Annotated in this window: 7 protein-coding genes and 2 pseudogenes; 1 reads left to right on the top strand and 8 read right to left on the bottom strand. The window is 73.6% G+C overall.

Annotated elements, in window-relative coordinates:
- Positions 1-58: 58 nt before the first annotated feature.
- Genes B0F77_RS29095 through B0F77_RS29080 form a run of 4 tightly spaced genes read right to left on the bottom strand, consistent with a single transcriptional unit; the run spans position 59 to position 4,173 of the window.
- The gene (locus B0F77_RS29095; protein WP_086666191.1) at positions 59-1,255 is read right to left on the bottom strand and encodes a cytochrome P450; all 1,197 of its coding nucleotides are present in this window, start codon (positions 1,253-1,255) and stop codon (positions 59-61) included.
- The gene (locus tag B0F77_RS29090; RefSeq protein ID WP_086666190.1) at positions 1,252-2,274 is read right to left on the bottom strand and encodes an LLM class flavin-dependent oxidoreductase; all 1,023 of its coding nucleotides are present in this window, start codon (positions 2,272-2,274) and stop codon (positions 1,252-1,254) included. Before B0F77_RS29090 ends, B0F77_RS29095 begins: the two co-directional genes overlap by 4 nt.
- 28 nt (positions 2,275-2,302) lie before the next feature.
- Positions 2,303-3,742: an MDR family MFS transporter gene (locus tag B0F77_RS29085; protein WP_086666189.1), complete on the bottom strand. Its 1,440-nt coding sequence runs from the start codon at positions 3,740-3,742 to the stop codon at positions 2,303-2,305.
- Positions 3,743-3,756: 14 nt separating this feature from the next.
- A complete protein-coding gene (locus tag B0F77_RS29080; RefSeq protein ID WP_086666188.1) occupies positions 3,757-4,173 on the bottom strand; it encodes a nuclear transport factor 2 family protein in 417 nt (138 codons plus the stop codon).
- 106 nt (positions 4,174-4,279) lie between these two features.
- On the opposite strand from B0F77_RS29080, the gene B0F77_RS29075 reads away from it, so the two are divergent.
- Positions 4,280-4,870 carry a TetR/AcrR family transcriptional regulator gene (locus tag B0F77_RS29075; protein ID WP_211294099.1) on the top strand — a complete coding sequence of 197 codons (591 nt, stop codon included), beginning with the start codon at positions 4,280-4,282 and terminating at the stop codon, positions 4,868-4,870.
- A 64-nt stretch (positions 4,871-4,934) separates the two neighbouring features.
- Here B0F77_RS29075 and B0F77_RS29070 read toward each other — a convergent pair whose 3' ends face one another.
- From B0F77_RS29070 to B0F77_RS29025, 4 genes and pseudogenes are all read right to left on the bottom strand, one after another.
- Entirely contained in the window at positions 4,935-6,437 is a 1,503-nt protein-coding gene (locus B0F77_RS29070) for an FAD-dependent monooxygenase (RefSeq protein WP_086666186.1), read from the bottom strand.
- Positions 6,438-6,443: 6 nt separating this feature from the next.
- Positions 6,444-9,392, bottom strand: a pseudogene (locus B0F77_RS29065) (type I polyketide synthase); the annotation flags it as partial.
- A gap of 14 nt (positions 9,393-9,406) precedes the next feature.
- Complete coding sequence (locus tag B0F77_RS49190; RefSeq protein ID WP_425435739.1) at positions 9,407-20,524, bottom strand: SDR family NAD(P)-dependent oxidoreductase; 11,118 nt, start codon at positions 20,522-20,524, stop codon at positions 9,407-9,409.
- A 43-nt stretch (positions 20,525-20,567) separates the two neighbouring features.
- Positions 20,568-25,202 (bottom strand): annotated as a pseudogene (locus B0F77_RS29025) (type I polyketide synthase); the annotation flags it as partial.
- Between the last annotated feature and the right edge of the window lie 5 nt (positions 25,203-25,207).

Here is a 25,207-nt window from a genome sequence, read left to right as displayed (position 1 = left end):
GTCGCGAGTGGGAGGAAGGCCGGCCGGCGGCTGGGGGCCCGCTCGGCCGGCCGGGTCGTCACCAGGTGACCGGCAGTTCCTTGATGCCCTGCACCGTGCCCGCGTCGCGCACCGGCAGCTCCTCGATCGGGCGTGCCAGGCGCAGACCGGGCAGTCTGCGGAACAGGGTGGTGAACGCGATCTCCAGCTCGAGCCGCGCGAGGCTCTGCCCGAGGCACTGGTGGATGCCGTAGCCGAAGCCGAGGTGGTGGCGGTGGCTCGGCCGGTCGATGTCGAGCTGGTCGGGATCGGTGTGCACCGCCGGGTCCCGGTTGGCCAGGCTCCCGGAGATGATCACGCCCTCGCCCGCCCGGATCAGCACCCCGTCGGCCTCGATGTCCGCGGTCGCCACGCGCAGGCCGGCGGTGTCGGTCACGGCCAGCAACCGCAGCAGTTCCTCGACCGCGGCCGTCGTCTTCGCCGGGTCGGCGCGCACCGCGGCCAGCTGGTCGGGGTGCTCGAGCAACGTGAGCACGCCGAGCGCGATCATCTCCGCGCTCGTCTCGTGGCCGGCGACCAGGACGACGAGGCCCATCTGCACGATCTCCTGCTCGGACATCGTGCCCTCGGCCACCAACCGGTGCAGCAGGCCCGCCTCGGCGTCGTGCCCTGGTCTCGCCACCAGCTCCGCGAAGTACCGCGACAGCCGCAGACCCGCCTGCTGGGCCTCTTCCGGTTTGCCGGCCAGCACCATCTGCCGCGCGGCGTCCTGGAAGTACTCGTGGTCGTCGTACGGCACGCCGAGGACGCGGGAGATCACCATCGACGGGATCGGCACGGCGAACAGCCGGACGAGGTCCGCCGGCGGGCCGTGGGCGATCACGTCGTCCACGGCGTCGTCGACGATCTTCTGGATCTCCTCGCGCCGGGCCCGCACGTGCTTGAGCGAGAACTCCCGGTTCACCAGCCGCCGGTGCACGTCGTGCACCGGCGGGTCCATCCCGATCAGGACCAGCTTCTGGGCGATGGCGGCGCGCAGCCGCGGCGACATGATCGGGAAACCGGGTGCCGCCCGGTCGACCGACAGGCGCGGGTCGGCGAGCAGCTGCCGCGCGAGCGAGTACGAGCTCACCAGCCGGGCCGGCTGGCCGTCGTACAGCACGACGTCGTGCACGGGTCCCTCGCCGCGCAACGACAGCAACCCGGACGGCGGGTCGTACGGGCAGGTCCGCTGCTGCGGAAACGGCTGGACGGGCCGCGCGGTCGTCTCCGTCATGCCGACCTCACCGGGGACGCGAGCCCGACCACCTCGGCGAGCAGCTCGTAGGACCGGATCCGGTCGGCGGGGTCGGGCACCATCGTGACGGCCATCAGCTCGTCGGCGCCGGTCTCGGCGACCAGTTCGCCCACCCGGCGGCGGACCGTGTCTGGCCCGCCGATGACCTGCGGCGCGAACAGCCCGCGGACCAGCTCGCGTTCCTCCGGCGTGTAGCGGTACCGCTCGGCCTCCTGGGCCGACGGGTAGATCGTCGTCCTGCCGGTCTGGTGGACGTGCAGGAAACCCAGCTGCACGGCTCCGGCCAGCCACTGCGCGTGTTCGTCGGACTCACCGGCGATCACGAACGCGGCGAGGATCGAGTACGGCCGGTCGAGGTGCACCGACGGCTGGAAGTTGTCCCGGTACGCCTTCAGCGCCGCGACGGACTCGCTGGGGCGCAGCTGGTGCCCGTAGGCGTAGGGCAGGCCGAGCCGGCCGGCGCTGACCGCGCTGGACGGGCTCGACCCCAGCAGCCAGATCGGCGGCCGGTTCTCCATCGCCGGCACCGCCATCACCGGGTTGTCCCGGTTCGCGAAGCTGCGCCCGGCGAAGTAGCTGGTCAGCTCCTCCAGCTTGGGGCCGAAGTCCTCGCCGTCGGGAGGCGAGCCGCGCAGCAGCGCCGTGGTGACCGGGTCGGTACCGGCCGACCGGCCCAGGCCGAGGTCGATCCGCCCGGGGTGCAGCGCCTCCAGCGTGCCGAACTGCTCGGCGATCGTCAGCGGTGAGTGGTTGGTCAGCAGCACACCGCCGGAACCGACCCGCAGCGAGCTGGTCAGGGCGGCGACGTGGCCGATCAGGACGGCGGGCGAGGACGTGGCCAGCCGGTGCGAGTTGTGGTGTTCGGAGATCCAGTACCGGTGGTAGCCCAGCCGGTCGACCCGCGGCGCCAGGTCCAGCGTGTTGCGCAACGCCCGGGTCGCCGTGGAGCCGGACCAGACCGGTGCGGTGTCCAGCACCGAGAACTTCGTCTTGTGCATGGTCGTGCAACCCCCAGTCGCGAATGACTCAGTGTTGTGGCCGTGCCGGGATGAGCACGGTCGGCAGGATCGCGATCGCCGCCATGCCCGCCGCCCACCACAGGCTCGCGGCGAACGCGTCGGTGAGCGCGGAGACCGCTTCCGGTGTGCGGATCCTGGTGGCGTCGGTGAGCGTGTCCGCGCCGGGAAGCGAGGCGCGCAGGTAGATCTGCAGCACCACGGCGAGCGCGGCGGTGCCCGCCGAGGTGCCCAGCCTGGCCAGGATGTTCGCGGTGGTGCTGGCCGACGGCACGTCCGCGCGGCCGATGCCCTGCAGCGCGCCGGCCATCAGCGACGGCGTGATCAGCCCGTGGCCGAGCCCGACGACGAAGAGCGCGCCGACCAGCAGGGCGATGCCGGTGTCCACGTCGAGTCCTGTGTAGACGGTCGTCCCGGCGGTGACGACCACGAGGCCCGCCAACGCGACCCAGCGCGGCCCGGCCCTGTCGGTCACCTTGCCCGCGATCGGGAGGGTGATCATCGCGCCGAGCCCGAGCGGGGCGATCAGCAGTCCGGTGAGGACCGGGCTGCGGCCCTGCACCGACTGGTAGTAGATGGGCAGCACGACCAGCAGGCCGAACACCGCCGAGCTGTAGACGAACAGCGCCGTGACGCTCGCGCTGAACGCGCGGTCGCGGAACGCCGTCAGGTCGAGCAACGGCCGGCCGCTCGTCATGCGCACCGCGCGGACGCTGAACGCGGCGATCAGGGCCAGCCCCGCGCCCGCCGCGACAACCGTGGCCGTGTTGTCGTTGCCCGCCTGGGAAAGCCCGTACACGAGCGCGGCCAGACCGGGCGACAGCAACAACAACCCGACGGTGTCGAGGCTCTCGCCCGGCTGCCGGTCGCGGTCGGCGGGCAGCATCCTGACCGCCAGCGCCAGGGCGACCAGGCCCACGGGGACGTTCACGAAGAACATCCACCGCCAGGACAGGCTGTCGACGATGAGCCCGCCGATGACCGGGCCGAGCACCGGTGCCAGCATCGCCGGCACCGAGATCACGCTCATCATCCGGCCCATCCGCTGCGGACCGGCCGCCTGGGCGAGCATCGCCTGGCCCACCGGCATCAGCAGCCCGCCGCCGACGCCCTGCAGCACCCGGAACACGATGAGCGCCCAGACCGACCACGCCGTCCCGCACAGCACGGAGCCGGCGATGAACAGGCTCAACGAGGTGACCCACATCGTCTTGGCCCCGAACCGGCGGATCGACCAGCCGGTCAGCGGGATGCTCATCGACAACGCGAGGATGTAACCGGTCAGGGTCCACTGGATGGTCGACAGCGAGGAGCCGAAGTCGCGGGCGAGCGTGTTGATCGCGACGTTGACGATCGTCGTGTCGAGGATGGTCATGATCGCGCCGGCGACCACGACCAGCGCCATCCTCCTGAGCTCCGGCTCGAGGCCGGGGGCGGTGCGGGAGGTCATGTCACCGGGTCATCTCACGCCGACTTGAGCAGCTCGGCGAACTGGTTGGGGTTGAAGTAGCTGCGGGTCAACAGGATCTGCCCGTCGCGGACCCGGAGGACCAGCAGGTTCGGCACGCGGAACTGCTCGCCGCTCGCGACCACCTTCCCGACCAGCTCGTACTCGGCGACGATCACCTCGGGGTCGGTGGTCTCCCACACGACGACGTTCTCGAACGCCTGGTACTCGACGGGGGAGGGGCCGCTGCCCTGCGCGTTCATCAGCGCCCGGATGGCCTCGCGGCCGTCCAGCCGCTTCGGCGCTCCCGGCGGGGCGAACGGGAGCTCGTGCACGCCGTCCTCGGCGTAGAGGTCGACCGTCTGCGCGGCGTCCTCGAGCGTGAGCTCGTGCAGTGTGGTGAGGACTTCACGGGGAGTTGCCGGAGCTGACACGCGTAATCTCCTTGATCAGGTGAGACACTATCCGGGGTGGAGGTCCCGTTTCCGACTATACGGGACCTCCACCCCGGTTGTGAAGTAGTGGAGAACGAGGAGCGTCATGGCCACGGATCCGGCGGCATCAACGCAGAGCCGCCCCATGCGGGCGGACGCGCGCCGCAATCGGGACAAGCTGCTCGAGGCGGCGCGCGAGGCGTTCGCCACCGAGGGGCTGTCGGTGCCGGTCGACGAGATCGCCCGGCGCGCCGGCCTGGGAGCGGGCACCATGCACCGCCACTTCCCGACCAAGGAGTCGTTGCTCGAGGCGATCGTGATCAGCCACGTCGAGTCGCTCGTGGAGGAGGCGCGGGCGCTCGACCACGCCGACGACGCCGGCGCGGCGTTCTTCGGGTTCTGCTTCGGCATGGTTGAACGGGGCATGGCCAACCGGGCGCTCGCGGAGGTGCTCGCCGGTGTCGGCTTCGACGCCAAGGCGAGGGTCGCGGCCATCGCGGAGGAGCTCGAACGGGCCCTCGCCCGGCTGGTCGAACGCGCGCAGGCTGCGGGCGCGGTCAGGTCGGACGTCGGCATGGCCGAGATCCACGTGCTGCTCAACAGCGTGCACCTGGCCACCGAGCGGACCAACGGCGACAGGGAGACGGCGCTGCGCGTCCTGACCGTGGTCTGCGACGGTCTTCGCCACACGGGCTGAGTGTCGGCGGCCGCCCGCGAACGCGTTTCGGGGAGGTCGTTCGCGGGCGGCCGATCTCTGGACGTCAGGCGCTGGGCGCCTCCGCGAGCTGCTGGGGCGCTGCGGTTCCGGCCGGAGCGCCGAACCAGTGGCCGAGCGCCTCGTGCAGGGTGGCCGGGTCCGGTTCGCCGGTGGCCGCCCAGGCGACGTGCCCGTCCGGCCGCAGCAGCAGGGCCGTGGCGGGCAGCGCGTCGACCGGCGCCGCCCGGACCACGTCCACGCGGTCCTGCCAGCCTTCCGCGGTCAGGCGGTCTGCGCCGGACAGGTCCAGCAGCACGCCCCGGCCGGCGTGCAGCGTGCGGGCGACGCTCGTCTGACCGTCCGTCGTGGACAGTGAGAAGTCGCGCACCCGCCTGCCCAGCAACGGATGCGCGGGGCCGGGCATCGGGTAGGTGACGCCCAGGCCGGTCACCAGTTCGATCAGGTACCGGTTGACCTCGTCCAGGCCGATCAGCCTGGACAGCACCTCGCGGATCGGTGCGGCCTTCTCCGGCGGGTGGCACAGCTCCACCTGGGCGCGCACGTTGGTGCAGACCCAGTCGCCGATCGGGTGCCGTTCGCGGTGGTAGGTCTCCACGAGGCCCGCGGGTGCGCGGCCCGAGATCGCGGCGGCGAGCTTCCAGCCGAGGTTGACCGCGTCGTGGATGCCCGTCTGCAGGCCCTGGCCGTTCAACGGGAAGTGCACGTGCGCGGCGTCGCCCGCCAGCAGGATCCGGCCGTTCTGGTACTGCTCGGCGTTCTTGGTCGGGTTGCCGAAGCGGTGCAGCCAGCGGACGGGTCCGCCCCTGAGTTCCACGCCGGTCAGACGGTGCACGGCGGCGGCCAGTTCGTCGAAGCCGGGTTCGCCGTCCGGTGCGGGCTTGTCGAACTCCGCGGTCAGCACGCGGAAGACGCCCGGCGCGAGCGGGGCGCCGAGGTAGTGGTCGCCCGAGTCGCAGTACCGCACGCCCATGAGCTCCGGCCGCAGGTCGGTGGGCTGGACCTCGATGTCGCCGATCAGGCCGTGGAAGTCGGGGTCGACGCCGGGGAACGCGATGCCGGCGAGCGCGCGGACCCGGCTGTCCCGCCCGTCGCACCCCACGAGGTAGGCACCGCGCAGCGTCCGTTCCCCCTCCGGCGTGCGGACGGTGACGGTCACCCCGTCGGTGTCCTGGGTCGCGGCGATCACCTCGTGGTCGCGCCGGACGTGCACGCCGACTCCCGCGGCGCTCTTCTCCAGCTCCTGCTCGACCCGGGACTGCAGGATCAGGATGGTGCTCTCGTGCTGTTCCGGCAGCCGGTTCGCGTCGAGCGGCAGCAGGGCGAACTGCGCGGTCGGCATGCTGATCCCGGTGGCCCGCAGCGGTTCCACCAGCCCGCGCTGGCCGAGCAGCTCGATCACGCCGGCGTTGATGGCGACGCCCGGTGCGTCCTCCCGCGGCTCGGCCCGCCGTTCCAGCACGACGGTGTCCACTCCGGCGAGGCCGAGCTCGTACGCGAGCACGAGACCGGTCGGGCCGGCGCCCGCGATGATGACCGTGTCGGTCATGGGTGTCTACCTCCAGGATTGCTGTAGATGAGTGGCGAGGGCCGTCGGCGTGGGGTGGTCGAACACCGCTGACGGCGACAGGACGAAACCGGTCACGTCGTGCAGCTGCTGACTGACTTCCAGTGCGGTGAAAGAGGAAACGCCCATGTCCGTGAACGGCGCGGCGGGGTCGACCGTGTCGGGGGACCGGTGTCCGAGCGCGGTGGCGATGAGCTGCCGCAGCAGGGCGAGGAAGAGGTCGTGCCGTTCGGCCGGGCCGGCGCCGTCGAGCCGCTGCCGCAGCGTCTCACCGTCCACGGTGGAGGTACGGGCCGGTTCGGCGCCGGGCAGCAGCCAGTAGCGGGTCTCGTCGAACGCGTAGGCCGGCAGCCCGACCCGGGACGCCCCAGGACCGAACACCGCCGGCCAGTCGACCTTTCCGCCGGTGTTGTGGACGCCGGTCACGGCGCTCAGCACCGACTCGGGCTCATCGCGTTCGCGCCGGGCACAGGGATGGGCGGTGCCGAACGCGCCGATCATCCCGGACAGCACGGCGTCCGGCCCGACTTCGACGAACCGGCGCACGCCGCGTTCGTGCAGGGCCCGCACGCAGTCGTGGAACCGCACGCACGCGCGGACCTGCCGCACCCAGTAGTCCGCCGGGGCCTGGTCGAGCGCCTGGCCGGTCACCGTCGAGATCAGCGGGATCCGCGGTGCCCGGTAGGACAATCCGGTGGCGACCGCGCGGAAGTCCGGCAGCATCGCGTCCATCAGCGGCGAGTGGAACGCGTGGCTCACCCGCAGCCGTTTCGTGCGGTGACCGCGTGCGGCCAGTTCGGCGCCGATCGCGGACACCGTCGGCTCGGCCCCGGAGATCACGACGGACGCGGCGTCGTTGACGGACGCGACATCGGCGTCGGCGCACCCGGCGAGCAGGGCGCGGACCTCGTCCTCGGTCGTGGCGACGGACAGCATCACACCGCCGGGCATCGCCTGGATCAGCCGGGCGCGCGCGGCGACGAGCCGGCACGCGTCGGCCAGGTCGAACACACCGGCCACGTGCGCCGCGGCGAGCTCACCGACCGAGTGGCCCGCGACGAGGTCCGGCCGCACGCCCCAGTGGTCGAGCAGCCGGGCCAGCGCGATCTCGAACGCGAAGATCGCGGGCTGGGTGTAGCCGGTCTGGTCCAGCGCCACCGGGTCGTCGGAGATCACCTCCGCCAGCGGCCGGTCGAGGTGCCCGCCGAACTCCTCGCAGACCTCGTGGAAGGCCTTGGCGAACACCGGGAACTCGTCCGCGAGCCGACTGCCCATGCCCGGCCGCTGACTGCCCTGTCCGGTGTGGACGAACGCGGTCCGTCCCTCCGTCACGGACACGGGCCTGCCCAGCCGGGCCAGGTCGGCCGGCGTCCTGGCGAGCACCGCGCTGCGCACCCCGAACGCGTGCCGGGTCGTGGCGAGCGAGTAGCCGACGTCCGGCAACGCGAGGCCGGGGCGTTCGGCCACGAAGTCCCGCAGGCGCTGGGCCTGGCGGCGCAGGGCGTGGTCGTCCCGCGCGGAGATCAGGATCGGCGTGACCGGGAGCAGGGCCCCGGCCGCCGGCGGGTCCGGCGGCACGTGTTCGAGGATCACGTGCGCGTTGGTCCCGCTGATCCCGAACGACGACACGGCGCTGCGGCGCGTGCCGGTGGGCCACGGCACGGTCTCCACGAGCGGTTCGACCGCGCCCGCTGACCAGTCGACGTGCCGGGACGGCGTGTCGATGTGCAGCGACCGCGGCGCCAGGCCGTGCCGCATCGCCTGCACCATCTTGATCACACCGGCCACCCCGGCGGCGGCCTGCGCGTGGCCGATGTTGGACTTGACGGAGCCGAGCAACGCGGGGTCGCCGTGTCTGCGCCCGTAGGTGGCGAGGATCGACTGCGCCTCGATGGGGTCGCCGAGCGGCGTGCCGGTGCCGTGCCCCTCGATCACCTGCACGTCTCCTGCCGACAGCTGGGCGGCCTGCAGCGCGGCGCGGATCAGGTCCTGCTGGGCGGGGCCGTTCGGTGCGGACAACCCGTTGCTCGCGCCGTCCTGGTTGATCGCCGAGCCGCGCACGACCGCGAGCACCGGGTGGTTGTTGCGCTGGGCGTCGGAAAGCCGTTCCAGGACCAGGAACCCGGCGCCTTCGCTCCACCCGGCGCCGTCCGCGGCCGTGGCGAAGGACTTGCAGCGGCCGTCCGGTGCCAGGCCGCGCTGCCGGCTGAACTCGATGAACACCCCGGGGTTGGCCATCACGGTGGCGCCACCGGCCAGCGCCAGCGTGCAGTCACCGGCGCGCAACGACCGCGCGGCGAGGTGCAGTGCCACGAGCGACGACGAACAGGCCGTGTCGACCGTGATGGCGGGGCCGCGCAGCCCGAGGGTGTAGGCGACGCGACCGGACGCGACGCTGCCCGCCGTGCCGAATCCCAGGTAGCCCTCGACCTGCGGCAGCAGCTCGGTCAGCCGGTCACCCAGCCCGGTGGCGTAGTCGGCGTACATGACGCCGGCGAACACCCCGGTCCGGCTGTCGCGCAGCGTCGCGGGGTCGATGCCGGCGTCCTCGAACGCCTCCCAGGCCGTGGTGAGCAGCAACCGCTGCTGCGGGTCGGTCGCGACCGCCTCGCGCGGCCCCATCCCGAAGAACTCGGCGTCGAACGCGGCGGCGTCGGTGAGGAAACCACCGTGCCGCACGTAGGTCTTGCCCGAGCTGGCGGGGTCGGGGTCGTGCAGGCCGTCGAGGTCCCAGCCGCGGTCGGTGGGGAACCCGCCGATCGCGTCGGTCTCCTCGGCGACCAGCCGCCACAGGTCGTCGGCGGACCGGACGCCGCCGGGGAACCGGCAGGCCGTGCCGATGATCGCGATCGGTTCGGTGTGCTGCTCCTGCAGTTCGCTGATGCGCCGGCGGGCCTCGTGCAGTTCGCCCGTGACCTTGCGCAGGTATTCGACGAGGGTGCGCTCATCCGTCATGGCCGCAGTCCGAGTTCGTTGTCGATGAAGTCGAGCAGGTCCACGGTGGTGCCCTGGCGGATCCGCGCCGCGGCGGCGTCACCGTCGCGGTGGCCGTTCGCGCGCAGGCCGGCCAGTGCCGCTTCCAGCCTCACCACGGCGTCCTCGTTCTGCTCCGGCGTGATCCCGGCGAGCAGTCTGTCCAGTTCGGACAGCGGATCGGCCGGGGCGGGGGCGAACTGGGCGAGCAGGTGCCCGGCCAGCGCCTGGGGCGTCGGATGGTCGAACACCGCTGTCGCCGGCAGCGGTGCGCTGGCGGCCGCGCTCAGCCGGTTGCGCAGCTCGACGGCGGTCAGCGAGTCGAACCCCAGGTCCTTGAACGAGCGGTCGGCGGGCACCGAGTCGCCGGAGGTGTGCCCGAGCACGGCCGCGACCCACGTGCGGACCAGGTCGAGCACGACCTGCTCCTGGTCCGCGGCGGCGAGGCCGGACAAGCGGTCGGCGAGCGGCTGGTCCGGGACGGCCGGGCGCGCGGAGGTGCCCGCCAGCGACCGGAGCACCGGCGGCAGCGACGGCGCGGCGCGCAGCCTCGCCCGGTCGAGCCGGGCGGCGACCACGGCCGGAGCACCGGACGACAGCGCGTTGTCGAACAGCGCCAGGCCCTGGTGCGGAGCCAGCGGCAGCAGTCCGCCGCGGCTCATCCTGGCGAGGTCGCGTTCGCCCAGCCGGCTCGTCAGGCCGGTCGAGGGCGCCCACATGCCCCACGCGATCGAGGTCGCCGGCAGCCCGCTGAGGTGCCGGTGCTCGGCCAGCGCGTCCAGGAACGCGTTCGCCGCGGCGTAGTTGGCCTGGCCCGGTGTGCCGGTCACCCCGGCGAGCGAGGAGAACAGCACGAACGCCGCCAGGTCGCGGTCGAGCGTGAGTTCGTGCAGGTTTCGCGCCGCGGCCACCTTGGACCGCAGCACCGCGTCGAGCCGTTCGGGTGTCAGCGACGTCAGCACGCCGTCGTCGAGGACACCGGCCGCGTGCACCACGGCCGTCAGGTCCGGTGTGGAGGCCAGCAGCGCCGCCATCTCGTCCCGGTCGGCGGCGTCGCAGGCGACGACGGTCGCCGTCGCACCGAGCCCGGCGAGTTCGGCGACGAGCTCCGTCGCTCCCGCCGCCTTCGCACCGCTCCGGCTGGTCAGGACGAGCCGGCGCGTGCCGTGTTCCGCGACGAGGTGGCGGGCCACCAGAGCGCCCAGCACACCGGTCGCACCCGTGATCAGCACGGTGCCGTCGAGGCGCACCGGTGGCCGGTCCGCCGGGAAGCGGGAGAGCGTTGGCGCGTAGGCGGTTCCGCCCCGCAGGGCGACCTGCGGTTCACCGCCCGCCGCGACCGCGGGCACCAGGTGCCGGGACACCTCGTCGGTGTCCACCAGCACGAACCGGCCGGGGTTCTCCGACTGCGCCGACCGGATCAGCCCCCAGGCCTGCGCGGCGTCCGGATCGGTCAGCTCGCCGGTCATCATGACGGCGCCGGACGTGAGCACCGCGAGCGTGCTGCCGGCGAACCGCTCCTCGGTCAGCCACCGCGTCGCGGTGGCGAGCAACCCGTGGATCCCGTCGTACCGGGCGGCCACCACACGGGGCACCGGGGCGTCGGCGGCCAGCTCCGCCAGCTCGGGCAGCTCACCGGCCACCGGGGCGAACGCGCGGGGCGTCCACTCCAGGCGCAGCAGGGACTCCGCCCGCGCGGACAGCGCGGTCACGTCGACCGGCCGGAGCGCGAGCGCGTCCACGGACAGCACCGGCGAGCCCGCCTGGTCCGTGACGAGGATCGCGGCCGTGTCCCGCCCGGTCGCGGTCAACCGGACCCGCACCTTCGTCGCACCGGTCGCGTACCGGCGGACACCGGTCCAGGAGAACGGCAGCCCGATGGTGAAACCGTTGTCGCCCAACGATCCCACGGCGAGCGCGTGCAACGCGGCGTCCAGCAGGGCGGGGTGGAGGTCGAACCCGTCGGTGCTCACCTCGCCCGGCAGCTCGACCTCGGCGTACACGTCGTCACCGTGCCGCCACGCCGCGCGCAGGCCCTGGAACGCCGGGCCGTAACCGAGGCCGGCGACCGCGAGCCGGTCGTAGAGGTCGGCCACGGGCTCCGAGGTGCCCGCGGGAGAGGTGGATCCGCCGGGCGCGGCGGGATCGGCCGGTGTCAGCGTGCCCGAGGCGTGCCGGACCCACGCGTCCTCGCCGAGCCGGGAGTGGACGGTGACGGTCCGCGCCGGCCCGGCCGGGCCGACGGCGAGCTGGACGGTCAGGTCCTGGTCCTCGGGCACGATCAGAGGGGTCTCGATGGCGAGGTCCACCGCGTGGTGCCCGTCGAGCAGACCGGCCGCGTGCGTGGCGAGCTCGACGAACGCCGTGCCGGGCAGGACGGTCCGGTCGAACACGGTGTGGTCGGCGAGCCACGGTTGCCGTCGCGTGGACAGCACACCGGTGAGCACCACGCCCTGGTCGTCACCGAGCTCGACGACCGCGCTGAGCAACGGGTGCCGGGTCGCCGTCAGACCGGCGGGCACGGCGGTGCCTCCGTCCGGGCCCAGCCAGTGGCGACTGCGCTGGAACGGGTACGTCGGCAGCTCGACCCGGCCCGTCCGGCCTGCCCCTGGATGCCAGTCGACCGGGCAGCCGAGCACGTGCGCCTCGGCGAGCGAGGTCAGGAATCGGCGCAGATCTCCCGCGCCGCGGCGCAGCGTGCCGACCGAGCTGACGGCCGCCGAGTCGGTGACGGCGGCGGTCAGCACCGGATGCGGGCTCGTCTCGACGAACAACGCGTGCCCGTCGTCGCGCAGCCGTTCGACGGTCTCGTGGAACCGGACCGGCTCGCGGAGGTTGCGGTACCAGTACTCCGCGTCGAGTTCGCTCGTGTCAACGCGCTTCGCGTGCACGGTGGAGTAGAACGGGATCTCGCCGTCGCGCGGGCTGAGGCCGGCCAGGTCCGCGACGATCCGGTCGCGCAGCACGGTCATGCCCGGCGAGTGGGACGCGTAGTCGACCGGGATGATCCGCGCCTGGATCCCTTCGCCCGCACAACGTTCCTTGAGCTCCCGCAACGCTTCGGCCGCGCCGGACACGACCACCGACCGCGGTCCGTTGACGGCGGCGACGTCGAGCCCCGGCGGCAGCATCCGGATCACCTCGTCCGCGGGCAGCGCGACGGACGCCAGCCCTCCCGTTCCCGCGATCGTCGCGATCGCCTTGCTGCGCAACACGACGACGCGGGCGGCGTCCTCCAGGGACAGCGCTCCGGCGACGTGGGCGGCGGCGATCTCGCCCTGGGAGTGGCCGATGACGGCGCTCGGCCGGACGCCGTGCTCCTGCCAGAGCCGGGCCAGCGCGACCATGACGGCGAACAGCGCGGGCTGCACGACGTCGACGCGGTCCAGCGGGTCGTCGCGCAGGACGTCGAGCAGCGACCAGTCCGTGTGCGGCCGCAACGCCTCCGCGCACTCGGCGAGGTGACGGGCGAACACCGGCGACTCCCCGGCCAGCTCGGTCGCCATGCCTGCCCACTGCGAACCCTGACCGGGGAACACGAACACCGTCCTGCCCGTGCGCACCTCGCTGCCCTGCACGACCGATGGCCACGGCACGCCGGCGGCGATCGCGCGCAGCCCGGCGGAGAGTTCGGTCTCGTCCTGCCCGATCACCACGGCGCGTTCGGTGAACCGCGCCCTCGCCGCGAGCGCCTGGGAGATGGCGCCGGCGCTGATGTCCGGGCGCCCTGCCGCGAAGTCGTGCAGCCGGCCCGCGTGCTCCCGCAACGCGGTCACGCTCCTCGCCGACAGCACCCACGGCACCACTCCGGCCGGTGGCTCCTCCGGCGCGTCCTGCTCCGGCGCCTGTTCGATCACCACGTGCGCGTTGGTGCCGCTCACGCCGAACGACGAGATCCCCGCCCGGCGCGGCCTGCCGGTGTCGGGCCACGGCCGGTTCTCGGCGAGCAGCGACACCGCGCCCGCGTCCCAGTCCACGTGCGTGCTGGGCCGGTCGACGTGCAGCGTCCTGGGCAGCACGCCGTGCCGCATCGCCATGATCATCTTGATGATGCTCGCGACCCCGGCGGCAGCCTGGGTGTGGCCGATGTTGGACTTGATCGAGCCGAGCCAGAGCGGTTCGGCGCGGTCCTGGCCGTAGGTGGCGAGCAACGCCTGGGCCTCGATCGGGTCGCCCAGCTCGGTGCCCGTGCCGTGCGCCTCCACGGCGTCCACATCGGACGGTCGCAGGCCCGCGCCCGACAGCGCCTGGAGGATGACGCGCTGCTGGGACGGCCCGTTGGGCGCGGTCAGGCCGTTGGACGCGCCGTCGGAGTTGAGGGCGGAGCCGCGCAGGACCGCGAGGACCGCGTGGCCGTTGCGCCGCGCGTCCGACAGGCGTTCCAGCACCAGCAGCCCGGCGCCCTCGCCCCAACCGGTGCCGTCCGCGGCGTCGGCGAACGGCTTGCACCGGCCGTTCTCGGACAGGCCGCGCTGCCTGCTGAACTCCGTGAACGGGGCCGCGGTCGACATCACCGTGACACCGCCCGCCAGCGCCAGCGAGCACTCGTCGTTGCGCAACGCCTGTGCCGCGAGGTGGACGGCGACGAGGGACGACGAGCAGGCGGTGTCGATGGTGACCGCCGGGCCCTCGAACCCGAACGAGTAGGCCACCCGGCCGGACGCGACGCTGGTGGTGGTGCCGGTCGCGAGGTAACCCTCGACGTCCGCCGGGATCCGGGTGAGGCCGGAGGCGTACCCCTGCGGGATCACGCCGGTGAAGACGCCGGTCGTGCTGCCGCGCAGGGTGTTCGGGTCGAGGCCGGCGTGTTCCAGCGCCTCCCACGCGGTTTCGAGCAGCAGTCGTTGCTGCGGGTCGGTGGCGAGGGCCTCGCGCGGGCTCATTCCGAAGAACTCGGCGTCGAACTCCGCCGCGTCGTGCAGGAACGCGCCGTGCCGCACGTACGTCGTGCCCGGTTCGCCGAGGTCCGGGTCGTACAGCTGGTCGAGGTCCCAGCCGCGGTCGGCGGGGAACGGCGAGACCGCGTCGACGCCGTCGCGCACGATCCGCCAGAGGGCTTCCGGCGAGCTCGCGCCACCCGGGAACCGGCACCCGATTCCGATGATCACGATCGGGTCGGTGCCGGTGCCGGCCTGGGTGCGGACAGGTGCGCTCACGTCGCGCGCGGTGTCGTCGGCCAGGAACCGGGCGAGCGCGGCCGGGGTGGGGTAGTCGAAGACGAGCGTGCTCGACAGCCGGGCGCCGGTCAGCGCGGTGAGCCGGTTGCGCAGCTCCACGGCCGTGAGCGAGTCGAACCCGATCTCGGTGAAGGCCCTGCCGGGGTCGACGGATCCGGCGTCCGGATGGCCGAGCACCGCGGCCACGTTGGTGCGCACCAGGTCGAGGACCGCGTCCGCGCGTTCCTCCGGCGAGAGGCGCGCGAGGCGCTGCGCGAGGTTCCCGGTCCGCGGCGCCACCCGGTGGCCGGGGGACCGAACCAGGTCGCGCAGCACCGGTGGCACGTGCTCGCCGCGCAACGCCGTCACGTCGACCTTGACGGGTACGAGCACGGCGTCCGGCTCGGCCAGCGCGGCGTCGAACAGCGCGAGTCCGTCCACAACGGACATCGGGAGGACGCCGGTTCCGGCCATCCGGCTCAGGTCCACCCGGTCGACCGACGCCGCCATGCCGTCGAGCGGTTCCCACATGCCCCAGGCGAGGCTCTGCGCGGGCAGGCCCCTGGTCCGGCGGCGCTGGGCCAGCGCGTCCAGGTAGGCGTTGGCCGCCGCGTAGTTCGCCTGCCCAGGACTGCCCACGACGCCGGACAACGACGAGAACGACACGAACGCGGCGAGGTCGGCGACGGCGGTGAGCTCGTCCAGCACCGCGGCGCCGGTCGCCTTGGGATGCAGGACGGACTCGAGCTGACCGGGCGTCAGCGACTCCACGGTGGCGTCGGCGAGCACGCCGGCCGCGTGCACGATCGCGGTGAGCGGGCGGTGCGCGGGAACGCCGTCGAGCAGTTCCCGCATCCGCTCGCGGTCGCCGACGTCGGCGACCGCGACCGTGACCTCGACGCCGGCGGCGGTGAGCTCCGCCGTCAGCTCGGGCATCCCCGGTGCGTCGAGGCCGCGCCTGCCGACCAGCAGCAGGTGCCCGACCTCGGTCGCGAGCCGCCGGGCGACCGCCCCGCCGAGTGCTCCGGTCGCGCCGGTGACCAGCGCGGTGCCGTCCGGGTCGAGCGGCCGGGGCACGGTGAGCACCAGCTTGCCGACGTGCCTCGCCTGGCTGAGGAACCGAAGCGCGTCGGGCGCGTGCCGGACGTCCCAGGCGGTGAGCGGTGACGGTCGCAGCGCACCGGCCTCGAACAGCGCCACGAGCTCGACGAGCATCTGCTGGATGCGGTCCGGCCCGGCGTCGCCCACGTCGAACGCGCGGTAGTCCACCCCCGGATGGTCTTCCGCGACCCGCCGCGGATCGCGGACGTCGGTCTTGCCGATCTCCAGGAACCGCCCGCCGCGCGGCAGCAGCCGCAACGAGGCGTCCACGAACGGGCCGCTCAGCGAGTTCAGCACGATGTCGACGCCGCGCCCACCGGTCGCCGCGGTGAACTCCTCGGCGAAGTCGAGGGTCCGCGAACTCGCGATCGCGTGGTCCGCGAAGCCGTTCGCGCGCAGCACGTGCTGCTTCGGCGGACTCGCCGTGGCGAGGACGTCGAGGCCGAGGTGCCTCGCCAGCGCGGTCGCGGCCATGCCGACGCCGCCGGTGCCCGCGTGCACGAGGATCGACTCGCCCGATCGCGCTCCGGCCAGGTCGACGAGCGCGTGGTACGCGGTGAGGAACACGATCGGGACGGCGGCGGCCTGCGCGAACGACCAGCCGGCCGGCATCCGGGTGAGCAGCCGGTGATCCGTCGTGGTCACCGCGCCGAGCCCGCCCGTCAGCAGGCCGAACACGCGATCGCCCGGCGCGAGCCCGGTCACGCCCTCGCCCGTCTCCAGCACGATCCCGGCGCCCTCGCTGCCGAGCAGCGCCGTGCGGTCCGGGTACATCCCGAGCGTGATCAGGACGTCGCGGAAGTTGAGCCCGGCCGCGCGCACGGCGATCCGGACGTCCCCCGGTGCGAGCGGTTCCGCCGCGTCCGGGTGCGGCACCAGGGCCAGGTCGTCGAGAGTGCCGGGCGTCGTGACGGACAGCCGCCAGGGCTCGTCCGGGATCCGCAGCGCGGCGGGCGCCGATTTGGTGAGCCGGGGCGCGTACAGCCGGCCGTCCCGTTGTGCCAGCTGGTTCTCGCCGGCCGCGACCGCGTGCGCGACGGCGCCCGCGTCCGGGGTGCCGTCGGCGTCGAGCAGGACGAACCGGCCGGGGTGCTCGGTCTGCGCGCTGCGCACGAGGCCCCACGCGGCGGCGGCGCCGAGGTCGGTGGGCGCCTCCCCGCCGTGGGTCGCGACGGCTCCGGAGGTGACGACCACCAGCACGTCGTCGTGGTCGCCGCGCAGCCAGTTCCGCAGCAGCTCCAGCACCTGGCCCGGCACCAGGAGCTCGTCGTCCGCCGGACACGTCACGTACGTGAGCGAGGCCTCGGCGGTTCCGCCGGGCAGCTGTGTCCACAACAGACGCAACGGTGACATCCCGGCCGCGGGCGGAGTGAACGGCCGGGTCGCCAGGGACTCGACGCTCGCGACGAGTTCGCCCCGCGGGTCGGTGACGGTGATCGTGACGTTGTCGTTCACCGTGCGCAGGTGGGCTCGCACGGCGGTGGCGCCGGTCGCGTGCAGCCGGACTCCGTTCCAGGAGAAGGGAACCCGGGGAACGGCCGTGCCGGCGGTCAGGGCCCGCGCGTGCAGGACGGCGTCGAGCAGCGCGGGATGAACGCCGTACCCCGCGGTGTCGGTGCCCTCGGGCAGCTCCGCCTCGGCGTACAGGTCGTCGCCGTGCCGCCAGACTCGCCGCAGTCCCTGGAACGCGGGCCCGTAGGTCAGCCCGGCGTCGGCGAGAAGGTCGTACACCAGGCCGGTGTCGAGCTCCTCCGCGTCCGGATGCGGCCACTCGGCGGGCAGGGTCGCGGCCGGACCGTCCGGCGCGAGCACCCCGGTCGCGTGGCAGGTCCAGGGCTCCTCGTCGAGCCTGGTGTGCACCGACACCGCGCGCCGCCCGGACCCGTCCGGCGCGGCCACGCTCACCTGGAGCCGCAGGGAACCCTCCGCGGGCACGAGCACCGGAGCCGACAGCGTGAGCTCCGCCAGGAACTCGCATCCGGCCCGCGCCCCCGCGTGACACGCGAGGTCGGCGAGCGCCGTGCCGGGCAGGACGGTCGCCCCGAGCACGGCGTGGTCGGCCAGCCAGGACGGCGAGTGCGCCGCCAGCCTGCCGGAGAACACCACGCCGTCCCCGTCCGCGAGCTCGACCGCGGCCGCGAGCAGGGGGTGCCGGGTCCCGTTGAGCCCCAGGCCCGCGGCGCTCGCCGGGGCGGGCGTGTCGAGCCAGTAGCGGTCGTGCTGGAAGGGGTAGGTCGGCAGGGTGACCCGGCGCGGCGCGTGGCCCGCGTACACCGCGGGCCAGTCGACCGCCACCCCGTTCACGTGCAGCCTGGCCAGCGCGGTGGTGAGCGCGACGACCTCGGGCCGGTCCTTGCGTTGCGCGGGCACCAGTTCCGCGTCCACGGCGGCCATGGAGGTCAGCACGGCGTCCGGGCCGATCTCGAGGAACGTGGTCACCCCGCGGTCGCGCAACGTCTGGACGCCGTCGTGGAACCGGACGGTCTCGCGGACGTGCCGGACCCAGTACTCGGGGTCGCACACCTGGTCTCCAGCGAGCTCACCGGTGACGTTCGAGACGAGCGGGATTGCCGGTGACTGGAACGCCAGCCCGCGCACGACCTCCCGGAACGCGTCGAGCATCGGGTCCATCAGCGCGGAGTGGAACGCGTGGCTGACGGTGAGGCGCCGCGTCCTGCGTCCCCGGCCCGCGAGCACGTCCGCGACCGCCTCGACCGCCGCCGCCTCGCCCGACAGCACCACGGACCGCGGCCCGTTCACCGCGGCGACGGAGACCTCGTCGTTCAACAGCCCGGCCACCTCGGACGGTTCGGCGCGCACCGAGACCATCGCCCCGTCGCCCGGCAGCTCCTGCATCAACCGGCCGCGCGCCGCGACCAGCGCGCACGCGTCGGGGAGCGACAGCACACCCGCGACGTGCGCGGCGGTGATCTCGCCGACGGAGTGGCCACCGACGTGGTCCGGCTCGACACCCCAGCTCTCGACCAGCCGGTACAGCGCGGTCTCGAACGCGAACAGCGCGGCCTGGGTGTACCGCGTCTGGTGCACCAGCTCCGGGTCGTCGGCCAGCACCGTCCTGATCGGACGGTCGAGCAGCGGGTCGAGGCAGGCGCACACCTCGTCCATCGCGGTGGCGAAGACCTCGAACCGCTCGGCGAGCTGCTGTCCCATGCCGGGGTGCTGGCTGCCCTGGCCGCTGAACAGGATCGCGAGCTTGCCGTCCTGGCGGGCGACACCGAGCGCGGCGGCGGTGTCGTCGCCCGCGGCGAAGGCGGCGAGGTTCGCCCGGAGGTCCTCGTCGTCCAGCAGCACGGCCCGGCGTTCGAGGTGTGCCCGGCCGGTGGCGAGGGAGAACGCCACGTCGACCGGTCGTTCGGCGTCCACGACGGACTCCAGCCGGGAGGCCAGCGCGCGCAGTGCCGCGTCCGAGCGGGCGGACAGGAGCACCGGCAGCAGCGTGTGGCCCGCGGGCGGTGGCGGCGGGGTTTCCGCGGCCGCCGGCGGTTGTTCGAGGATCACGTGGGCGTTGGTCCCGCTGATGCTGAACGACGAGACGCCGGCACGGCGGACGTCGCCGGACCACTCGCACGCCTTGGTGAGCAGCCGGACGTCACCCGCCGACCAGTCGACGTGCGGGGTCGGCCGGTCCACGTGCAGGGTCTTCGGCAGCACGCCGTGCTCGATCGCCTTGACCATCTTGATGATCCCGGCGACCCCGGCGGCCGCCTGGGTGTGCCCGAGGTTCGACTTGACCGAACCGAGCCGCAGCGGCGTCTCGCGGTGCCGGCCGTAGACCGCGAGCAGGGCCTGCGCCTCGATCGGGTCGCCGAGCGTCGTTCCGGTGCCGTGCGCCTCGACCACGTCAACGTCGCGCGCGGACAGCCCGGCGGCCGCGAGCGCCTGGCGGATCACGCGTTGCTGGGCCGGGCCGCTGGGGGCGGTGAGACCGTTCGACGCGCCGTCCTGGTTGACCGCGGTGCCCCGGACGACGGCGAGGACGCGGTGGCCGTTGCGCAGCGCGTCCGACAGCCGTTCGACGACCAGCAGCCCCGTGCCGTCGGAGAAGCCCGTGCCGTCCGCGGCGGCCGCGAAGGGCTTGCACCGGCCGTCCGGTGCGAGGCCGCGCTGCCGGCTGAACGCCACGAACACGCCGGGTGTCACGACGACGGTGGCTCCACCCGCCAGCGCGAGAGAGCAGTCGCCGTTGCGCAGGGCCTGAACGGCCAGGTGCAGCGCGACCAGCGACGAGGAGCACCCCGTGTCGAGCGTGACGGCGGGGCCGTGCAGCCCGAAGCTGTACGCGACGCGGCCGGAGGCGACGCTCGTGGTGTTGCCCGTCATGAAGTAGCCCTCGACGCCGTCCGGTGCCAGCCGCGGCGAGAACGCGTAGTCCTGGGCGATCACCCCGGCGAAGACACCGGTGTCGCTGCCCCGCAGGGACACCGGGTCGATGCCCGCATTCTCGAACGCCTCCCAGGCCGTCTCCAGCAGGACGCGCTGCTGCGGGTCGGTCGCCAGCGCCTCGCGCGGGCTCATGCCGAAGAAGCCCGCGTCGAACCCGTCCGCGTCGTGCACGAACCCGCCGGCGTCGGCGTACGACCTGCCCGGTGCGTCCGGGTCGGGGTCGAAGAGGTTCGCGAGGTCCCAGCCCCGGTTGGCCGGGAACCCGCCTATCGCGTCCCGCCCGTCGGCGAGCAGGTCCCACAGCTCGTCCGGGGAGGTGACGCCGCCGGGGAACCGGCAGCTCATCCCGATGATCGCGATCGGTTCCGCGTCCCGGCTCTCGGCCTGCTCGACGCGCCTGCGGGCGTCGCGCAGCTCGGCGGTCGCCCGCCGCAGGTACTCGCGGAGCTTGTCCTCGTTGCCCATGCGTCGCCAATCGTCAGTGCCGGTCGGACAGTTCGGTGTCCAGGGCGGTGAACAGTTCGTCGTCGGACGCGGTGGCCAGGTCCGCGTCGTCGGTCTCGCTCGACCACTTCCGCACGAGGTAGCGCAGCCGCGCCACGACCGCGGGCCGCTGCTCCGGCAGACCGTCCACGAGGGACTCGACCCGGTCGAGCTCCTCCAGCGGACCCGCCGGCCGGACGTCCAGCAGCGCCAGCACGTGGCCCGCCAGCGCGCGGGGGCTCGGGTGGTCGAACACGACGGTCGTGGCGAGGGTGACCCCGCACAGCTCGGAGAGCCGGTTGCGCAGTTCGACGGCGGTGAGCGAGTCGAACCCCATCTCGGTGAAGGCCCGGTCGCCGTCGACGTCGGCGGCCGAGGAGTGACCGAGGATCGTGGACACCTGTGTGCGCACCAGGTTCAGCACCAGCTCGTCCTGTTCGGACTCGGTGAGCCCGTCGAGGACCAAGCCGGGTGCCTCGGCCGGGCGGGACGGCGCGACGAGCCCGCGCAGCAGCGCCGGCACCGGGTCCGCCACCGAGTCCAGCTCCATCCTGGCCGGGACGAGGACCGCCTCCTGCCGCGACAGCACGGCGTCGAAGAGCGCGAGACCGGCCTGGGGCGAGAGCAGCCCGATCCCGCCGCGGGCCCACCTGGCGAGCATCGACCGGTCCAGCAGGTCGCTCACCGCGCTGTCGTCCCACAGACCCCACGCGAGCGACATGCCGGGCAGCCCCTGCGCCCGCCGGTGCTGCGCGAGCGCGTCGACCACGGCGTTGGCCGCGGCGTAGTTCGCCTGCCCCGGCCCGCCGACGGTGGTGGCGACCGAGGAGAACAGCACGAACGCGGCCAGCCCGGCGTCCCTGGTGAGCTCGTGCAGGTGCCAGGCGGCGTCGACCTTGGGCCGCAGCACCGCGTCGAACCGTTGCGGCGTCAGCGATCCGATGACGCCGTCGTCGAGCAGGCCCGCCGTGTGGATCACAGCGGTCAGCGGATGATCCGGCGACACCGACGCGAGCAGCGCGGTCACCTCGTCGCGGTCGCTCACGTCGCAGGCCGCGATCGTGACGGTCGCGCCGAGGTCGCTGAGCTCGGCCCGCAGCTCGGCGGCACCGGGCGCGGCGTTCCCGCGCCTGCTCGCCAGCAGCAGCCGACGCACGCCGTGCCCGGTCACCAGCCGACGCGCGATCCGCGCTCCGAGCGTGCCGGTGCCGCCGGTCACGAGGACTGTGCCGTGCGGGTCCAGGACGTCGTGCCGGGGTTCGGCGGCGGACGCGCGCACCAGGCGGCACGCGTGGGCGACACCGTGGCGCACGGCGATCTGGGGTTCTCCGGCGGCACGTGCGGCCGCCACCACGCCGGGCTGGACCAAGTCGGCGTCGATGAGCGTGATCCGGCCGGGATGTTCGGACTGGACCGACCGCACCATGCCCCACACGGCCGCCGCGGCGAGGTCGGTGACGTCCTCGCCGGCGCCGACGGCCACCGCGCCGCGGGTGTGCAGGACGAGATGGCTCCCCGCCAGGCGCTCGTCGGCGAGCCACCGCTGGAGCAGGCCGAGAACCTCGCTGGTGACCTTGCGGACAGCCGCGGGCAGGTCGGTGCGGTCGCCTGTGCGTGGCACGGTGGTGTGGTCGGGTGCTGTGTCGGGATCGGGGGCCTCGCCGGTGATCGTGCGGACCGCTGCTGTGGGCAGGCCGACTCCGCCGCCCACGCACGACACCGTGACGTAGTCCGGCACCGCGTCGAGGTCGAGTGCCTCGTTGGTGGTGGCGCGGACCGTGGTGGGTGGGTCGGTGCGGCCGTTCGCGCGTGGCGCGGTGGTGTGGTTCCGCGTGGTGCCGGGAGCCTCGCCGGCGACCTTGCGGACCGCCGCGGGCAGGTCGGCCGCGTCGAGATCGAGGGTCGCCCAGGTCGCCGTGGGCTGCTCGCGGAGCTCCAGCGCCGTCCACCGGAGACCGAACAGGTCGCTGGTGCCGGTCGGCGCGTCGGGTGCGTCGAGCCAGTAGCGCCTGCGCTGGAACGGGTAGTTCGGCAGCGGGACGTGGTGCGCGCCGGGGAAGAACGGGGTCCAGTCGGCGTCTGGGACGTGGGCGAGCGCCGTCGCGAAGGTCTGGCCCTGCGGTAGGTCGCGGCGCATCAGCGGGGCGGCCGCGATCCGGTGTCCGTCCAGGACCGCGCGGGTCAGCGCGGTGAGGGTGGCGTCCGGGCCGAGCTCCAGGTAGGTGGTCGCGCCGAGGTCGTGCAGGGTCCGCACGCTGTCGTGGAACCGGACGGTGTCGCGCAGGTGCCGGGTCCAGTAGTCCGCGTCGAACCGGGGGACCACCTCGCCGGACACGATCGGGATCGACGGCGGGCGGTGGTCCGCCTTCTGAGCGATCGTGTGGAACTCGGCCAGCACGGCGTCCATCTGCGGCGAGTGGAACGCGTGGGAGACCTTGAGGCGCCTGGTCCTGCGGCCGAGGCCGGCGAAGTGCTCGGCGATCCTGGTGGCCGCCGGCTCGGCACCGGAGACGACGGTGGCGTTGTGCTCGTTGACCGCCGCGATGCTCACAGTCTCGTCGAGCAGTGGCCGGACCTCGTCCTCCGCGGCCTGCAGGGAGATCATCACGCCGGAGCCGGGCGCGCTCTGCATCAGCCGTCCGCGGGCGGTGACCAGCATCGCCGCGTCGGGCAGGGTCAGCACGCCCGCCACGTGCGCCGCGGTGAGCTCGCCGAGAGAGTGACCGGCCAGGTGACGGGCTGTCACGCCGTGGTGTTCCAACAGCCGGTAAAGCGCGGTCTGCAGGGCGAACAACGCGGGCTGCGCGTACTCCGTGCGGTCCAGCGGTTCCGGTTCGCCGAACACGAGGTCGCGCAACGACCGCCCGAGGTGCTCGTCGACGTGCTCGCAGACCTCGTCGAAGGCGGCGGCGAAGACCGGGAAGCCGGCGTGCAGCTCCCTGCCCATGCCGGCGTACTGGCTGCCCTGCCCGGAGAACAGGAACGCGGTCCCACCGGTCGTCGTGGTGGCGCGTCCGGTGTTCGGCGCCCTGCTGCCCTCCGCGACCGCCTTCAGCCCGCCGCGCAGCTCGTCCAGGGTGGATCCGAAGACCACGGCCCGGTGTTCGAACGCGGCCCGCGTGCTCAGCACGCGGCCGATGCCGGCGGGCTCACCGTCCGTTGTGGACAGACGGTCGGCCAGGTCGCGCAGTGCCGCGTCCGTCCTGGCCGAGAGGACCCACGGCACAGGTGTCCCGGCCGGTGCCGGGGGCTCCGGCCGCACGGGTGGCTGCTCGACGATCACGTGGGCGTTGGTGCCGCTGATGCCGAACGAGGAGACGGCCGCCCGGCGCGGCCGGTCCACCGATGGCCAGGGCTGGGCCGAGGTGAGCAGCCGGACGCGGGCGCTGTCCCAGTCGACGTGCGGGGAGGGCGCGTCGACGTGCAACGTCCTCGGCAGCACGCCGTGCTCGATCGCCTTGACCATCTTGATGAACCCGGCGATGCCGGCGGCGGCCTGGGTGTGGCCGATGTTGGACTTGACGGAACCGAGCCAGAGCGGCTGCTCCCGGTCCCTGCCGTAGGTGGCGGCGATGGCCTGCGCCTCGATCGGGTCACCCAGCGTCGTCCCGGTGCCGTGCGCCTCCACGGCGTCCACCTGGTGCGCGGCGAGCCGGGCCGCCGCGAGGGCCTGCCGGATGACGCGCTGCTGGGACGGACCGTTGGGGGTGGTCAGGCCGTTGGATGCGCCGTCCTGGTTCACCGCGGTGCCCCGGACGACCGCGAGCACCGGGTGGCCGCGGTGCTGGGCGTCGGACAGGCGTTCGAGCAGGACCAGCCCCACGCCCTCGCTCCACCCGGTGCCGTCGGCCGCCTGCGCGAAGGCCTTGCACCGGCCGTCCGCCGCCAGGCCGCGCTGCCTGCTGAACGCGATGAACGTGCCGGGTGTCGCCATCGTCGTGACGCCGCCGGCGAGCGCGAGGTCGCACTCGCCGGCGCGCAGCGACTGCCCGGCCAGGTGGATCGCGACGAGCGAGGAGGAGCACGCGGTGTCGACGCTGACCGCGGGACCCTCGAACCCGAAGGCGTAGGAGACCCGGCCCGACGCGACGCTGCCCGCGCTCCCGGTGCCGACGTACCCCTCGAAGTCCGCGGGAGCGTTGGGGAAGAAGCGCGCGCCGTAGTCGTTGTACATCACCCCGGCGAACACGGCGGTGCGGCTGCCGCGCAACGAACGCGGATCGATGCCCGCGTTCTCCAGCGCCTCCCACGCCGTCTCCAGCAACAGCCGCTGCTGCGGGTCGGTGGCCAGCGCCTCCCGCGGGCTCATGCCGAAGAACTCCGCGTCGAAGTCACCGGCGTCGTGCAGGAAGCCGCCGTGCCGGGTGTAGCTGGTGCCGTGGTGGCCGGGATCCGGGTGGTACAGGCCGGGATCCCAGCCGCGGTCGGCGGGGAACTCCGAGATCGCGTCGACCTCGCCCGCGACCAGCCGCCACAGCTCGTCCGGTGTCCGGACCCCGCCGGGGAACCGGCAGGCCATGCCCACCACCGCGATCGGCTCGTGCGCGAGGTCGGTGAGCTCCTGGTTGCGGCGGCGCAGGCGTTGCAGCTCCTTCGCCGAGGTGCGGAGGGCTTCGAGCAGCGTCTCCTGGGTGA

The sequence above is a fragment of the Lentzea kentuckyensis genome (assembly GCF_002150765.1).
GTDB classification, from domain to species: Bacteria; Actinomycetota; Actinomycetes; order Mycobacteriales; family Pseudonocardiaceae; genus Lentzea; species Lentzea kentuckyensis.
Note: the sequence above shows the minus strand (reverse complement) of the source record. Positions and strands in the feature narration are given on the sequence as shown.

What these genes read in the sequence shown, in the direction of transcription:
- B0F77_RS29095 (WP_086666191.1), bottom strand. Translation starts at nt 1,255, where the DNA reads ATGACGGAGACGACCGCGCGGCCCGTCCAGCCGTTTCCGCAGCAGCGG.
- B0F77_RS29090 (WP_086666190.1), bottom strand. Translation starts at nt 2,274, where the DNA reads ATGCACAAGACGAAGTTCTCGGTGCTGGACACCGCACCGGTCTGGTCC.
- B0F77_RS29085 (WP_086666189.1), bottom strand. Translation starts at nt 3,742, where the DNA reads ATGACCTCCCGCACCGCCCCCGGCCTCGAGCCGGAGCTCAGGAGGATG.
- B0F77_RS29075 (WP_211294099.1), top strand. Translation starts at nt 4,280, where the DNA reads ATGGCCACGGATCCGGCGGCATCAACGCAGAGCCGCCCCATGCGGGCG.
- B0F77_RS29070 (WP_086666186.1), bottom strand. Translation starts at nt 6,437, where the DNA reads ATGACCGACACGGTCATCATCGCGGGCGCCGGCCCGACCGGTCTCGTG.